Below are 16,973 nucleotides of genomic sequence, written 5' to 3'. Positions count from 1 at the left end.
GAGAGGAAAGAGATGAAAACCGAAAAAATATGTATATACACTTGTATAACTGGAGATTATGACAATCTTCATGATGTGGAAAAAGATGAAGATATTGATTATATATGTTTTACAAATAACCATACGTTAAAGTCAGATTGCTGGCAGTTTGTCTATATTCAAGATGAAGAGAATATAGGTGATATGTTATTATCAAGAAAAATTAAAATATTGGGACATCCGCTTTTGGAAAAATACGATATAAGTATATGGGTAGATGGAGCTCTCCAGGTAAAGAAAGATATACGTAAACTACTTACGACATTTTGTGATTTGGAAAATTACTCAATGGCATGTTTTCGTCATAGATTACGTAATTGTGTTTATCAAGAAGCAACGGCATGCGTTATTCATAGAAAAGCAAATAGGGAAGAGATTATTCAATATTTGGACTTTATAAAAAAAGAGCAGTTTCCGGAGGATTATGGATTAGCGGAATGTACGGTTTTGATACGAAGAGAAAATCAACAAGATGTAAAAGATACGATGCATCTTTGGTATGATTTACTTTGTAAATATGTGAAAAGAGACCAGTTATCATTTCCGTACAGTATATGGAAAACAGGATTAAAGATTTGTTGGATTGATTTAAACGTATTTGATAATCCGTGGTTTTTCTGGTATGCACATAAACAGAAGACAGAGAAGAAAACTGCAAGGATATTTTTCGGAAATTATCAAGACGTGTATACAGATGTATATGTAGAGAAGAAAATGGAGTTGGATGGAAATATCTGCAAGATTAAATTTGTATTTCCTAGAGACTACTCGAAGATATCAATCAATATTGGGCAACATTTTGGTAAAGTAATTACTTCATTGAAAACATCCATTCCAGTAAAAAGGATATCAGCATTTCCTGGGATTTCACATTCAGGTTATACAGTTTTTGATTATGATGATATGGTTCTTTATTTTGAAGGAAAATTCCAAAAAAATCAAAAATTCGAGGTATCATTTGATATACGGAAGTTTGGGGAGACTAAGATACAAGAAGTGTTGGAAGGAATTGTAAGTGAATACTATTATGATAAGATAATTCGAGATAATATGATTAATGGGTTGAATAAACGCTGTACTGAATTGGAAGGACAGATAATATACTTGCATAAAGAACAAGAAAATTCACTAATTAGACGAGCAAAAAAACTATGTAGCCAACAAGATATAAAATCTAAAATTTTGAAGAAACTAATTATGAAATGTGTAAAACTCAATTAGGAAGGTCAAAATGGAATGTATACAAAGGGGTATTATGAAATATAGAGAATTATATAAAAAAGTTAAAAAGACGATGGTCTATACAAAATTTTATGGAATTAAAAATATGATTCATCGTAATTTTGATAAATATCAAGTGAATGAACAATGGTATTCAACTTGGTTCGAACAGAATAAGGTTACACAAGAGGAAATAAAGATACAAAAACAGCAACGATTTGTATATGAACCTGTTATTAGTATTTTGGTTCCAGTATATAATACTCCACAGAAATATTTACAGCAGATGATAGAATCGGTATGTGAACAGACATATGATAAATGGGAACTTTGTATTGCGAATGCGAATCCGGAAAATTTAGAAGTTCAAATCATTTTAGATGAATATAAAAAGAAAGATTCAAGAATTAAGGTGGTAGATGTTCCGGAAAATTTAGGTATTGCTCAAAATACAAACAAGGCTTATGAAATTTCAACAGGACAATATATTGCCCTGTTGGACCATGATGATATGTTAGCAACGAACGCCTTATATGAAGTTGTTCGGATCATAAATGAGAAGAATAAATCGGAAGTGATTTATACAGATGAGGACAAAATATCAGAAAATTCAAATGAACACTTTCAGCCTAATTTTAAACCAGAGTTCAATTTAGATTTATTAAGAGCTAATAATTATATATGTCACCTTTTTGTATTTAAGAGAACTTTGATAAAAGAATCAGAACCATTTCGAGAGGAATATAATGGGGCCCAAGATTATGATTTAATACTAAGATGTACGGAACAAGCAGAGAATATTGCTCATATATCAAAGATTTTGTACCACTGGCGTATGCATAGACAATCAACAGCAGATAATCCGGCTAGTAAATTATATGCGTATGATGCGGGTAAACGGGCATTACGGGCACATCTAAAAAGATGTGGGGAAGTCGGTCGCATAGAAAAATTAGACGATTTGGGCTTTTATAAAATTATTTATGAATCTAAGGATAATAAGGATTTGGTTACCACCGTGATTAAAAGTGATGGGGAAATCAATTATCTAAAGAAATGTATTAATTCGTTAAAAGAAATGGATTATGAAAATTTGCAGATAATAGTGGTGGATATGGGAAATCAGAGCGGTAAGGTAGAAAAATATTATCAATTCTTGGAAGGACAAGGAATACAGGTTGTTAAAGGTCAAAAAGATTCTTTTCCTGCGACTATTAATATTATCAAGAAGCAAATAAAAGGAGAATATATTCTTTTGCTTTCGCAATATATTGAGTTTCAAGGAAAGAAGGACTTGGAACAGTTACTTGCAAATTGCCAACGTGAAAAAATTGGTGTCGTTGGTGCAAGAAGTTATTATAGAAATCATACAATTCGACATGCAGGTATTGGAATTGGAGGAGAAAAATTCTCATACAGATTATTTGAAGGATTGCCAAATATGTGTAAGGGCTATATGCATAGAGAGGCACTGCAACAGGAACTGAGTGCCGTTAGTATGGAATGTATGATGTTAAGAAAAAGTTTGTTAGAACAAATTGATGGATTCGATGATAAATTGGGAGACGAATTTGCTGCTATAGATTTTTGCCTGCGAGTGAAAGAAAAACAGTATCGAGTTTTGTACGTTCCGACAGTTGTGATGCGGTATAATGCTTCCTATGATAAAGAACGTATCGAAGCAAAGAATATAACAATTATGATGCAGCGATGGAAAAATGTTTATGAAAATCAATATGGTTACAGTAGTTAACTTGTTGAGTTTAAATTCGTCAATTAGAAGGTAAAACTTATGTATTAACGAAGAAGTTGATTAAAAAATCGATTTTTCAAAGTGTAAGAGTAAGTACAGATTAAAATCGACATAAGAATTACTATAAAAAATAAAGCAGTAACAGGTAATATCTTTCTGGTTACAAAAGATAATATATCAATTACAGCAATTAAAATCCGATGTAAAAAATACATTCCGGTACTTAAATTTCTTAAGTATTTTGCGTGCTTTAAATGTAATGAACTCTTTGTAAGTATTATTAAGAGGAGTGGGGCGATAAATAAATGCGATATAAATAATGCACCATCATCTAGCGGAACATGTTGATTTACTAGTAGTAATTCGAAAAAATAAAGTATGGTTGAAATAAAAAGCAAAGGTTTTGTATATTGATAAAGTTTCGGGGATTCGATATGAACTCCGACATAAATTCCAAGTATTAAGAAACAGGTTCCAACAAAAATTCCATTTCGTGCAGAAATGAATAATTGCATGTAAGAGTCAACAATTATCTGCAAGCAGGAATTTTCGATTAAAAAGTAATAATTATTACATAATAGGGCGAAGGCATATAAGAAAATACTAATTATCAGTATAATTTGAATTCGTCCTTTTTTAAGAAATGGATAGATAATAATAATTGCAATAATGCTTGCCTGTACATACCAGAGCGCTCCATAAGGATAAAATAATATATGTTTAAGTATATCATGACAAATAGTAAGTTTGGGGGTTTGTCTTAAAAGTTGTTTGATGATTTCCAATAAATTATTTATATTTTCGAATATAATAAGAGGAATGAGCAAACGAAAGATATATTTTTGGATAATGATATCTAGCTCGGCTGGTTGCTTCAAATATTTTTTTCCAATCCAAAATCCGGAACATACAAAGAAAAATGGTACAGCTAATCGGAAAAAACCTCTTCCGATTAGTAATTGTAACGCTTTTGGAAAGATGCTGGAAATATTGGTATGTATTCCGATAATACAAAGGCAAAAAATAAATTTCATTAAATCAATGCTGTCATATTGTTTGCTCATAATTTTGTCTCCATTTAATTTCTTAATATTCTTCTAAAAAAATTCCCGAGTATTTTTTCATATATAATATTTATAAAAGTAGCAAGTAAATAAATACAGAAAGCAAAGAGCGGAAGCATACAAAGAGTAAAAAGTATTCCATAATGGTTTATTTGCCACATGATGAAAGATTGCCTGAAAATTGTTAACCAACAAGTAGAGTGAATTAAATATGTAATAATTGTACTCTGAGGAAGATTGCGTAAAAACCAGTTTGTTTTTATATTATTATTGGAACGTATAGCAAATAGTAATAAAGTAATAGAGGCTATTGCTACGCATGGATTATTATATGCATAAAAGGTCCATGCTCTTAAACCATTGCCGGATTTGTAAAGTAGCTTTATAAGCAGGCTGTTTAAGAGTATAACAGTAAACCAAGTAAGAATGTAAAATTTTCTGTTGTATAAAAGCAATCGCCACTCATTTTGAAATTTTCTAATACCGTTACCTAAAATATATAGGGCAACTGCCATAAGGTAAGAGTAGCCGTAGGAAAGATGGAGGCTTCCATCAATTGTAAATCCATAAATACAGATAATTAAGAAAAAACCAATAACATAAGATTTAAACATAGATAATGAGATATTATCAATTATCAAGTTTAAAAGTGGAGAAGTAAACATTAATAAAATGTATGCTCCAAGAAACCAGTAATAATCGAATGGATTAAGAGTGTTTTTTATCCAATCAGAATCAAAAGGAATATGGCCTGACAGAAGACCAGTTAGCTGTATCAAGGTGGAAATCAGGTACACTTTTATTATGAGCAATAATACTGTTTGAGGTTTTAAATGAATTTTACAATAGCCGGACATCAAAAAGAATAAGTTGACTCCGACAATAACAATAGAATTCATAATAATTAAAAGGTTACCAAAACGGGTTAAAGTATTTTCTTTTAGCATGGTTTGTAATCCGAAATCATTGATAATACAATGGTGCATGATAATAAAAAGCATAGAAAATATGCGTAGCAAATCAATGCGTAAATCTCGTTTTGCAACTTGTGACATAATAAATCCTCCATAATTATATAAGAGTTTCAGGTAATTATAAACAACGAATTAGTTTAGATAAAAGTCTTTATACCATTCAGCAAATTTGCGAAGTTCATCTCTTAGGCTTGTGCTAGATTTGAATCGTAAGTAGGTAATCATCCGTATTACCAACTTACAAATGATACCAGTGAGGTAAGATTATTATTCGTGTTATCTACAAAAATTTCATTCGGCTCAAATCCAAGAGTTTCGTATAATGCTTCCAGCAGTGGAAAAGGCGGAAGAGAATAAATACACGATAGAGTCTTGTCGCAGCAGTAAGTGTCTGATATGTCATTTTTTCGTCAGTTCTCTTTGCAGAAATCAAGTTAGCTAAAAGAGACAGAGATACTTTTTTTATAGTTAGTTACGAAAGCAAATAGTTTAAAATGTAAATTTTACTGTAAATAACAAATCAGACGTGAATGTGTAATGAAAATAGTTTGATTAATAAAACGTTAGATGTAGAACGACAAAAAGGAGTTATAATATAAAAGGAAGCCGCGTTCAACGTGGCGTTCGTAGTTCAACGTTAAAGCGACAACCCTATAATTTAAATAGTTTATTTTGTTAACACCTCAACCCCATCTTCGGTCACAAGTACCATATACTCAATCTGAGCAGACAGACCATCATCAATGGTATAAACGGTCCAACCGTTATCTTCATCAACGAAGAAGTCAGGGCTACCTTCATTAATCATAGGTTCAATCGTGAACATCATACCCGGAACCAATAGCATCTCAGATCCTTTAGGAGTAACAAAGCTGACAAATGGATCTTCGTGGAATTCAAGTCCGATTCCATGTCCACCGATTTCTTCTACAACAGAATATCCATTTTCCTGAGCATGAGTGTTGATTGCATCAGCAATATCACCAAGATGTCCCCATGGTTTTGCGGCAGCAAGACCAAGTTCAAGGCATTCTTCTGTGACTTTTACGAGACGTTCAGCACGTTCGGATACCTGTCCGATTTTGAACATTCGAGATGCATCAGAAAAATATCCATTAAGAATTGTGGATACATCAACATTGATGATGTCACCTTCCTGCAAAATGATATTTTTATCAGGAATACCATGACAAATTTCGTTGTTAATAGAAGTACATACACTCTTTGGGAATCCTTCATAATTTAATGGGGCTGGAATCCCACCATTTTTTGTTGTTACATCATATACGATTTTGTCAATATCTTCTGTACTCATTCCGGCATGAATCTGTTCAGCAACAGCATCAAGAACTTTTGTATTGAGTTCAGCACTTGCTTTGATTTTTTCAATTTGAAATGGGGTTTTTAGTAATTTGCGGCTTGGGACAATCTCTCCGCGATCAGCATGAAGCTGCATCTTTTCTTCGATTGGCATGTGGCATTTTTTATATTTTTTCCCACTTCCACACCAGCAAGGGTCATTTCTTTCCATTTTACAATCCTCTTTTCTGAAAAATTTAAAATATTCATGTTGTCATATGTATATAGTTAAATATCTACTATTTATATTTCTACAGTTTAACATATATGATAGAAAAAAGCAAAGTTAGAAATGACGAACAAAAACAGAGAAAAATTTGACATGAAAAAAAAGAGGAAGTATACTGATAAAGTTCAAGAAATAAGGAAATTTAATTGTTTATGAAAACATAAAAGAAAGGAAAATAAATGAAGAAAAAAATAGGTGTTATTGTTGCATTGTCAATTATGATCACAGGAATAAATTATCCGACATACAGTGTATATGCACAGGAAGAAAATCAAGATATTTTTCAGAGTGAAGAGAATAGTGCAGAATCAGATCTTCAACAAGAGAATGGGGAACAGACATTGAATGAAGATGTGGATATAGATACAGAGTCTGTAACAGAAGAATCTCAGGAACAGGGCGTTTTAAAAGAAAACAGTTGGCGTTATCAAGACGGAGAATTGATTAGAAGTGCTGAGGATGAAATTTCTGTAATTAGTGATGTATATGCTCCAAATGCAACAAAAAAAGGTATTGATGTAAGTGAGCATAACCGTAATATTGATTGGGAAAAGGTTAAAGCCGCAGGAATAGATTATGCTATTATTCGGTGTGGTTATGGGGATAATTACGATAATCAAGATGACAAACAGTGGCTGAGAAATGTAAGTGAATGTGAACGTTTAGGAATTCCATATGGAGTGTATATTTATTCATATGCTCAAAGTACAGATATGGCTACAAGTGAAGCACAGCATGTATTAAGATTAATAAGCGGGCACAAGTTGAGTTACCCGGTTTATTTTGATATGGAGGATAATAGTACGTTAGGAAGTGACTTTGGTGCAATTGCTCAGACGTTTTGTAGTACAGTTCAAAATGCAGGATATACAGTTGGAGTATATGCAAACTTAAATTGGTGGAACAATTATTTGACAGATACAAGGTTCAATCAATGGCATCGTTGGGTTGCTCAGTATAATATACAGTGTGATTACTCAGGTACATATGCAATGTGGCAATATTCGTCAAAAGAATTAGTTGATGGAATAGATGGACCAGTTGATATGAACTATCTTATTGGAACACCAGCGGATCATGGAGTTAAAGAACTGCAAAGTGGGGTTTCGTATGAAGCTCACGTATCAGATATTGGGTGGCAAACTTTTGTCCAGAACGGAGAAATAGCAGGAACAACAGGCCAAAATAAAGGAATAGAAGCCTTGAAAATGCAGTTAAACGATGTGGATGGTGGAATAGAATATAGAGCGCATGTACGAGATATTGGTTGGCAGGATTATGTATCAAATGGGCAGCAGGCAGGAACAACAGGTCAGGCAAAACCAATAGAGGCGGTATCTATCCGACTTACAGGCGAAGTCTCAGAACAATATGATATCTATTATCGAGTACATTCAAGCGATTTTGGATGGCTTGGCTGGGCGAAGAACGGGGAAGATGCCGGAACACAAGGCTATGCAAAGAAAGTAGAAGCAATACAGGTTCAATTGGTTCAAAAAGGTGGAGAAGCTCCAGGAGAGACTTCAAATGCTTTTAAGATAAAAGAGACAGAAGTTCAGTATCAGGCGCATGTATCAGATATAGGATGGCAGAATATCGTAACAAACGGAGAAATAGCAGGAACAACAGGCCAAAATAAAGGTGTAGAAGCATTAAAATTGCAATTATCTAATGCTAGAAATGGTGGAATAGAATATAGAGCGCATGTACGAGATATCGGTTGGCAGGATTATGTATCAAATGGGCAGCAGGCAGGAACAACAGGTCAGGCAAAACCAATAGAGGCAGTATCTATCCGACTTATAGGCGAAGTCTCAGAACAATATGATATTTATTATCGAGTACATTCAAGCGATTTTGGATGGCTTGATTGGGCAAAGAATGGGGAAGATGCCGGAACACAAGGCTATGCAAAGAAAGTAGAAGCGATTGAAATTTGTTTGGTAAAAAAAGGCGATGCAGCACCGGGAAGTACGGAAAAAGCATTTTTAAAGAATAATTAAAAAAAGAGTTATTGCTGGTTTGAGGTAATTCCTCAATATCAGTAATGACTCTTTTTTTCTAAAAATATAGGAAAATCTTGTGTTTTAAACCTAAATCAAATAAAATAAAAGCAAATACTTGATAAACGAAAGGAGCATATATGAGAGGGAGAAAGTTTATGAAGTTATTGGGCGTGATTGTTATATGCATGGCTATGATAATAACGACGCCAATATCAGCATTTGCAGAGGATACTGTACAGACTGATAATGTACAACAAACTACTCAAGAAGATATTAATCAGGACGAGAGTAATAATAACCAGGATGAGAGTGGAACTACTCAGAATGAGGGAGAGCAGGATGTAATACAGGGATCTGAGGCAGAAATAACAGAATCTGATTTGAATAGTAGCGTTGAGAATGATACAGAAAACAATGATGAATCCGTTATGCCAGCTGAGGAAGCGACAGACGTATTAAATATTAAATACAGTGCATATCTTCAAGGAACAAATTGGCAGAAAGAAAAAAGCAATGGGGAGACAGCTGGAACTGTCGGACAAAACCGTGCTATGAAAGCACTCAAGGTTCAGCTGGAAAATAACACAGGTATAGCAGGAACAGTTCAATATTGTGCCCATGTGTCGAATATTGGTTGGCAGGATTATGTGGAACAAAATGAACTGGCAGGAACAACAGAAACTGGATTACAAATTGAAGCAATCCGAATGAAACTCACAGGTGAGTTGGCAGAACAGTACGATATTTATTATCGAGTTCATGCAACGAATGTAGGCTGGATTGGATGGGCAAAAAATGATGAAAAAGCCGGAACAGTGGGGTATGCATATTCTGTTCAGGCAGTAGAGATTAAAATTTGTAAAAAGAATAGTGCAGAGGCACCGATTACTGACGGAAAAGGTTTTATGTCAGAGGAAACAGTTGGAAAAATTATGTACCAGACCCATGTACAGAACATTGGCTGGCAAAACAAAGTTTACGACGGAGCAACTGCAGGAACAGTAGGAAGAAATTTAAATCTTGAAGCATTAAAATTAAAAGTTACAGAAGCAGGAAGAGATAATCTGACAGGTTCTATTACATGTGAGGCACATGTACAGGATATTGGTTGGCAATCGCCAGTTGCAGATTGGAATACTGCAGGAACAACCGGAAAAAACAAAAAAATTGAGGCTGTTAAAATCAACTTAACTGAACAGTTGGCAGCAACATATGATGTTTATTATCGAGTTCATTCAGCTAATTATGGCTGGCTTGGCTGGGCAAAGAACGGGGAAGAAGCTGGAACAAAAGGGCTCAATTTAGGTGCTCAGGCAGTAGAGGTTAAATTATATGAAAAAGGTTCTCCAGAAGCCCCTGCTCAGACGGGAAAAAGTTGTGTATCCGTAGAAAATTTGGGCTTAGTTCTTTACAATACACATGTACAAAATATTGGTTGGCAAAATAAAAATTTTTATGATGGACAAACAGCTGGAACAACGGGAAGGAATCTTAGTGTCGAAGCAATAAAAATAAAAGTTACAGAGTTGGGAAAACAAGAGAGTAATTTGAGCGGATCCATTTTTTATGAAGCGCATGTACAAGATATTGGTTGGCAAGGAGAAGTTTCAGATGGACAGATAGCCGGAACAACCGGAAAAAATAAAAAAATTGAAGCAATTAAAATCCGTTTGTCAGAACAGTTAGACGCTCAATATAATATTTATTATCGAGTACATAGTGCAAGATTTGGTTGGTTGGACTGGACTAAAAATGGAGAGGTTGCAGGAACTGTTGGATATAATGCAGGTGTAGAAGCAATAGAAATTAAACTGTATGGAAAAGGAGATGTAAGTGCTCCGGCATGCAGTGGAAGAAGCTATTTGTCAGCGGATCAAATTGGAACATTGACATTTAAAACAAATGTAGAAGGTTTAGGTTGGCAAGATGCAAAAGAAAATGGAGAAATAACAGGAACAACGGGAGCAAATAAAGCCATTCGACAGCTTTCGATGAATATAGCATCTTCAATGACAAGTGGGTATATAGGAAACATTGAATATCGTTTACATTTAAGCAATGTAGGCTGGCAAGACTGGAAGACAAGTGGAGAAGTGTCCGGCGATGGAATAAATCAGGCAGAAGCAGTCCAGATTCGTTTAACGGGAGAACTTGAAAAATATGCGGATATTTATTATCGCACACATGTTTCTAATTATGGCTGGTTAGGTTGGGCAAAAAATGGTCAGGCTGCAGGGACAACGAAATGTAATTATAAATTACAGGCGATTCAGATAAAGATTATACCAAAGGGCACTCTAGCACCTGGTGTGAATTCGAATTATTATAAAGAAACTAAACATGTAAGAATGTTAGCAAGATTTTCAACAGTAAGTACAAATAATGCAAACGGATTTTATAACATGTCAAGAGCATTAGGTTCATTTAACGGGGTAGTAGTTAATCCGGGACAGACATTATCGTTCTTTGGTGTTGCAGGACCTTGTGGACAGGCTCAAGGCTATCGTCCTGCTGGCGTTGTCGGTGGTGTCGGATATGGCGGAGGTATCTGCCAGGCTTCGACAACATTGTACGGAGGTGCAATCCGAGCAGGAATGACAATCATTGAACGAAATAATCATACAATTGCTTCGACATATGTTCCAAGAGGATTGGATGCGATGGTATCATATGGAGATTCAGATTTGAAGTTCCGCAATGATTTGGGATTTCCGGTAACAATTAAAACATATACAGTAGGAAATACATTATATGTAGAATTTTATGGTCAAGATCCGGGATGGTTTGATTTTATCGAGCCAGTATCTTGGGCATCAGGACATTCTGCATGGGCACAGAGAAAATACTATAAAAATGGTTCGGTGATTCGTACAGAGAATCTTCCGAGTTCTTATTATTATAATTAAAGCAGAGAAAAAGGGCTGGCTGGGTTCCAATGTACGATTTCAAAACGAAATCGGAAATGTTAAGATCTTGAGTCTTAGAAAAGGGAGATATAATTTGGATTTGGAATGAAAATGAAGGTGGAAAATATGGGATTAGTGATACTCATCATATAGGATTTTTCTGGGGCGACACATCGAACCAAGATTTATTCTGGCATTCTGCACCGAATGGTGGAAATCGAATTAGTCCAATTACAGGATTGTCTAATAATGTAAGTTATACGGTAATGAAGTTGTAGATTTATAGATTGAGAAAGTAATCGAAGATAGAGAAGTGTGTTTTATCTTAAAGGGATAGATGCATTTCTCTATTTTTTATTTGTAATTTGTTTTTTGGGCATAATTACTTCTTTACAGCATTTTCAAACTATGCTATGTTAAATAAACATCTAGGAGAAATTCTTTTCTCCGCATTTATCTAAAGCCGAAAGGCACTCATCTCGGGTTTCACATTCTGAAACAATATCCGATATGAAAAAACGAAATATTTCACACTAAGGAGGGCTATGCCTATGAAGAACATGTTACAACAGTATTTCCCAATGATTCGGACGAAGGAAGAACTGATGTCCGAGATTAGAAAGGGTTCTGTTCTGAGCAGAGAGTTTTACAGCTGGAAACAGGAGGCAAGAAAGGAGTTTATTGATTTTTGTACTGGAGCCAAAGGCGTTAAGATGATGTACGATTTTATCAGTAAGGAAATCTTAAATCCGGAGGTTGTACCGGAACGTGTGGACGAGCTATTATCACTTCTACTTGGTCAAGAAGTACATGTAAAAGATGTGCTTCCAAACGATGGAACGAGAATCGCGGATGAATCAGCGCTTGTCATCATGGATATCGTGGTGGAATTGCAGGATAAAAGTATCGTGAATCTGGAAGTACAAAAAATCGGGTACAAATTTCCGGGAGCAAGAAGTGCCTGCTATTCAGCAGATTTATTAATGCGTCAATATAAAAAAGTACGCAGTAAACGCAAGAAAAAGTTTAATTACAATGATATAAAAGACGTTTATACGATTGTTCTATTTGAACAAAGTCCTGGAGCTTTTCATGAATTTCCAGACGATTATCTACATCAATTCCATCAATGTTCCAATACAGGATTAAAACTGAATTTATTACAGAAATATTTGTTTGTTCCGCTTGACATCTTCTTGGATTCTTTGCAATATAAAGATATCAAAATACAGAATCGACTGGATGCATGGCTTGCATTTTTAGGCTCGGATGATCCGGAAATCATCATTGATATCATTGAGCGATATCCGGATTTCAAAGAGATGTACCAGCAAGTCTATGATATCTGTCGAAACATCGAGGAGGTCATGGGAATGTTTTCGAAAGAGCTGTTGGAGATGGACAGGAATACTGTGGAGCTGATGATTGATGAGATGCAGGATGAGATAAAGCAGCAGAAAGAAGTGATAGAGGAAAAAGATACAATAATACAAAAAAATGAGGCGGAATTAAAAGAAAAAGATGAAGTATTGCAGCAAAAAGATAGTGAATTACAAGAAATGCAGCAGAAGATGAAAGAATTGCAAGAACAGCTGGAACAATTACAAAAATAACCAAAAAGTTAACAGATTTAAAGAAAGACATTGCACAATCAGAAAAACTAATGATTGTGCAGTGCATTCAACAACAATAATATAAATAAACATCTAAGGAGAAATTCTTTTCTCCACATTTATCTAAAGCCGCAAGGCACTCATCTCGGGTTTCACATTCTGAGACAATATCCGATATGAAACAATAAAATATTTTACACAAAGGAGAGTTATGTCTATGAAGAACATGTTACAACAGTATTTCCTAATGATTCGGACGAAGAAAGAAATATCGGTTCGTTCCGCTTGACATCTTCTTGGATTCTTTGCAATATAAAGATATCAAAATACAGAATCGACTGGATGCATGGCTTGCATTTTTAGGCTCGGATGACCCGGAAATCATTATTGATATCATCGAGCGATATCCGGATTTCAAGGAGATGTACCAGCAGGTCTATGATATCTGTCGAAATATCGAGGAGGTCATGGGAATGTTTTCGAAAGAGCTGTTGGAGATGGATAGGAATACTGTGGAGCTGATGATTGATGAGATGCAGGATGAGATAAAGCAGCAGAAAGAGACAATACAGGAAAAAGATGAAGCATTGCAACAGAATAAAGAAGTGATACAGCAAAAAGATAGTGAATTACAAGAAATGCAGCAGAAGATAAAGGAACTGCAAGAAGAACTTGAAAGGACAAAAGGTCTAAAGTAACGATAGAAACCATAAGAATCAAAATTTTCAAAAAAATATAATATAGTTTGAAAATTGTGATAATATTGTATATTTTTTGAAAAACTTTCCTTTCGCAATTGCTGTATTACCTCAGATATGGTATATTTAAATTAGTTTTTTACATAAGGAAAAAATAAAAAATGAAGAAGAGTCAGGAGTGATAGAAAATGTATCAGGATGAATACAAACGTTGGATGGAGGCTGATCTGGAGGACGCAGATCTGAAGCCTGAGCTGACAAAAATTGAAGGAAATGATGACGAGATTAAGGAGCGTTTTGCAGTTGCTCTTAAGTTTGGAACTGCAGGACTTCGCGGGGTTCTTGGAGCAGGTACAAACAGAATGAATATCTATGTTGTACGTCAGGCAACACAGGGACTTGCTAATTGGGTAAAAACTCAGGGTGGAACTCAGACTGTTGCAATTAGTTATGACAGCCGTATCAAAAGTGATGTGTTTGCGAAGAATGCAGCAAGTGTATTGGCGGCAAACGGAATCAAGGTTCGCATTTATGATGCGTTAATGCCTGTTCCGGCACTTTCTTTTGCAACTCGTTATTATAACTGTAATGCAGGTGTCATGGTGACAGCTTCTCATAACCCGGCAAAATATAACGGATATAAAGCGTATGGTCCGGATGGTTGCCAGATGACAGATGATGCTGCAGCTATCGTATACGATGAGATTCAGAAGACAGATGTATTAACAGGTGCGAAGTATATGCCATTTGCACAGGGTGTTGAAGAAGGTCTGATTCGTTTTGTTGGTGATGATTGCAAGAGAGCACTGTATGATGCAATCGAAGAGAGACAGGTTCGTCCGGGCCTTTGCAAGACAGCAGGATTGAAGTTAGTATATAGTCCACTTAATGGTTCTGGATTAGTTCCGGTTACACAGATTTTAAAAGATATCGGAATTACAGATGTTACAATCGTTCCTGAGCAGGAATATCCAAATGGATATTTTACAACATGTAGCTATCCGAACCCAGAGATTTTCGAAGCTCTTGAGAAGGGTCTGAGTCTTGCGAAAGAGACAGGTGCAGATTTGATGCTTGCAACTGATCCGGATGCAGACCGTGTCGGTATTGCTATGAAGTGTCCGGATGGTTCGTATGAATTGGTTACTGGTAATGAAGTTGGAGTTCTTCTTCTTGATTATATTTGTGCAGGCCGTATTGAAAAAGGTACAATGCCTAAGAATCCGGTAGCGGTAAAATCTATCGTATCTACACCTCTTGCTGATGCTGTTGCAGAGCATTATGGTGTTGAGCTTAGAAGTGTTTTGACAGGATTTAAGTGGATTGGAGATCAGATTGCAGGACTTGAAGCAGCAGGAGAAGTTGAACGCTTTATCTTCGGATTTGAGGAGAGTTATGGATATCTGGCTGGTCCATATGTTCGTGATAAGGATGCAATCATCGGTTCTATGCTGATTTGTGAGATGGCAGCATATTATAGAAGTATTGGAAGTTCTCTGAAACAGAGAATGGAAGAAATTTATTCTGAATATGGTCGTTATCTGAATCAGATTGACAGTTTTGAGTTCCCGGGACTTAGTGGTATGGATCAGATGGCTGGAATCATGCAAGGCTTAAGAGAGAAACCGCTTGAAGAAATTGCAGGATATAAGGTTGTGAATGTTACAGACTACAAGAAACCAGAAGAGACAGGACTTCCGGCTGCGAATGTTCTTATTTACAAATTGGAAAATAATGAGACTGTTATTGTTCGTCCTTCAGGAACAGAACCTAAGATTAAGATTTACTACACAACACTTGGTAAAAATCTTGAGGAAGCACAGGCAGAGAAAGATAAGTTGTCTGAGGCTTTAAAACCAATCATGAAATAAAAAGTTAAAAAAGTGATAGAATAAAATAATGAGACTATGGGGAAATGTGATCGATGAGATTTTTCTTTATAGTCTCATTTATTTATGCTAAAATAAATACAGTATGCAAAAGTTTTTCAGCAAGGAGGATAAATACTATGCTTAGAATTGGAATGTTGACAAGTGGTGGAGATTGTCAGGCACTGAACGCAGCAATGCGAGGAGTTGTGAAAGGGATCTGCACAAAGCGTGATGATGTAGAGATTTATGGTTTTCAAGATGGATATAAAGGATTAATATATGGTAACTTTAGCATGTTGACTCCGAAAGATTTTTCGGGAATTCTGACACGTGGAGGTACGATTCTTGGAACATCAAGACAGCCGTTTAAATTGATGCGTGTGCCGGATGCCGATGGTCTTGATAAGGTTGAAGCTATGAAGCACACATATCACAAGTTAAACCTGAATTGTCTTGTGATTCTTGGCGGTAATGGAACACATAAGACAGCAAACTTGCTTCGCGAGGAAGGGCTGAATGTAGTAACTTTACCAAAAACAATTGATAACGATCTCTGGGGAACAGATATGACTTTTGGATTCCAGAGTGCAGTAGATATTGCGACAGATACAATCGACCGTATTCACACAACTGCAACATCACACAGTAGAGTATTTATCATTGAGGTAATGGGTCATAAAGTAGGTCACGTTACATTGCATGCAGGAATTGCAGGCGGAGCTGATATCATTCTTCTTCCGGAAATTCCATATGATATTAAGGTGATTTCTGATGTGATTCAGAAACGCACAAAGGCAGGTAAGAAATTTACGATTCTTGCGGTAGCGGAAGGTGCGATTTCAAAAGAAGATGCGAAGCTGAAGAAGAAAGAGTATAAAGAAAAGCTTGCAAAGAGAAAATATCCTTCTATTGCATACGAGTTAGCTGAACAGATTCAGCAGACAACAGATAAAGAGGTTCGAATTACAGTTCCGGGACATACACAGCGCGGCGGTTCTCCATGTGCATATGATCGTGTATTTGCAACAAGAGTCGGAGCTAAGGCGGCGGAGTTGATTTTAAATCAGGAATATGGATACATGGTAGCAATGCGTGACGGAGAGATTACAAAAGTTCCGTTGGAAGAGGTTGCCGGAAAGCTGAAATATGTCGATCCAAAATGCAGTTTTATTCAGGAAGCGAAAATGATAGGAATTAGCTTCGGAGATGAATAATGAGATAGTCCGTGACAGGATATTTT

The 16,973-nt window shown here is 35.6% G+C and carries 11 protein-coding genes; 8 read left to right on the top strand and 3 right to left on the bottom strand.

Annotated elements, in window-relative coordinates; translation table 11 throughout:
• Positions 1-12 precede the first annotated feature (12 nt).
• Complete coding sequence (locus D8Q48_RS09120; protein ID WP_117989974.1) at positions 13-1,260, top strand: glycosyltransferase domain-containing protein; 1,248 nt, start codon at positions 13-15, stop codon at positions 1,258-1,260.
• Positions 1,261-1,294: 34 nt separating this feature from the next.
• On the top strand, positions 1,295-3,013 hold the full coding sequence (locus D8Q48_RS09115; RefSeq protein ID WP_172696977.1) for a glycosyltransferase: 1,719 nt from the start codon (positions 1,295-1,297) through the stop codon (positions 3,011-3,013).
• A gap of 44 nt (positions 3,014-3,057) precedes the next feature.
• Here D8Q48_RS09115 and D8Q48_RS09110 read toward each other — a convergent pair whose 3' ends face one another.
• From D8Q48_RS09110 to D8Q48_RS09100, 3 genes are all read right to left on the bottom strand, one after another.
• On the bottom strand, positions 3,058-4,077 hold the full coding sequence (locus tag D8Q48_RS09110) for an acyltransferase (protein WP_117989976.1): 1,020 nt from the start codon (positions 4,075-4,077) through the stop codon (positions 3,058-3,060).
• Positions 4,078-4,091: 14 nt separating this feature from the next.
• A complete protein-coding gene (locus tag D8Q48_RS09105) occupies positions 4,092-5,132 on the bottom strand; it encodes an acyltransferase (RefSeq protein WP_117989977.1) in 1,041 nt (346 codons plus the stop codon).
• 586 nt (positions 5,133-5,718) lie between these two features.
• Positions 5,719-6,582, bottom strand: a complete 864-nt coding sequence (locus tag D8Q48_RS09100) for a methionyl aminopeptidase (RefSeq protein WP_117989978.1) — start codon at positions 6,580-6,582, stop codon at positions 5,719-5,721.
• Positions 6,583-6,818: 236 nt separating this feature from the next.
• On the opposite strand from D8Q48_RS09100, the gene D8Q48_RS17190 reads away from it, so the two are divergent.
• The 6 genes from D8Q48_RS17190 (at position 6,819) to D8Q48_RS09070 (ending at position 16,947) form a co-directional block, all read left to right on the top strand.
• Positions 6,819-8,642 (top strand): GH25 family lysozyme, encoded by a 1,824-nt coding sequence (locus D8Q48_RS17190; protein WP_118687892.1) that lies wholly within the window; start codon positions 6,819-6,821, stop codon positions 8,640-8,642.
• Positions 8,643-8,800: 158 nt separating this feature from the next.
• Entirely contained in the window at positions 8,801-11,551 is a 2,751-nt protein-coding gene (locus tag D8Q48_RS09090; RefSeq protein WP_172696976.1) for a VanW family protein, read from the top strand.
• 551 nt (positions 11,552-12,102) lie between these two features.
• Entirely contained in the window at positions 12,103-13,164 is a 1,062-nt protein-coding gene (locus D8Q48_RS09085) for a PD-(D/E)XK nuclease family transposase (protein ID WP_117989981.1), read from the top strand.
• A 305-nt stretch (positions 13,165-13,469) separates the two neighbouring features.
• Complete coding sequence (locus D8Q48_RS09080; RefSeq protein ID WP_147422753.1) at positions 13,470-13,862, top strand: hypothetical protein; 393 nt, start codon at positions 13,470-13,472, stop codon at positions 13,860-13,862.
• Between the two features lie 188 nt (positions 13,863-14,050).
• Positions 14,051-15,733 carry a phospho-sugar mutase gene (locus tag D8Q48_RS09075; RefSeq protein ID WP_121056329.1) on the top strand — a complete coding sequence of 561 codons (1,683 nt, stop codon included), beginning with the start codon at positions 14,051-14,053 and terminating at the stop codon, positions 15,731-15,733.
• 137 nt (positions 15,734-15,870) lie between these two features.
• Positions 15,871-16,947, top strand: a complete 1,077-nt coding sequence (locus D8Q48_RS09070) for an ATP-dependent 6-phosphofructokinase (protein WP_121056327.1) — start codon at positions 15,871-15,873, stop codon at positions 16,945-16,947.
• The last annotated feature ends 26 nt before the right edge of the window (positions 16,948-16,973 follow it).

It is taken from the genome of Ruminococcus sp. B05, assembly GCF_003628495.1.
Lineage (GTDB): Bacteria > Bacillota > Clostridia > Lachnospirales > Lachnospiraceae > Schaedlerella > Schaedlerella hominis.
Note: the sequence above shows the minus strand (reverse complement) of the source record. Positions and strands in the feature narration are given on the sequence as shown.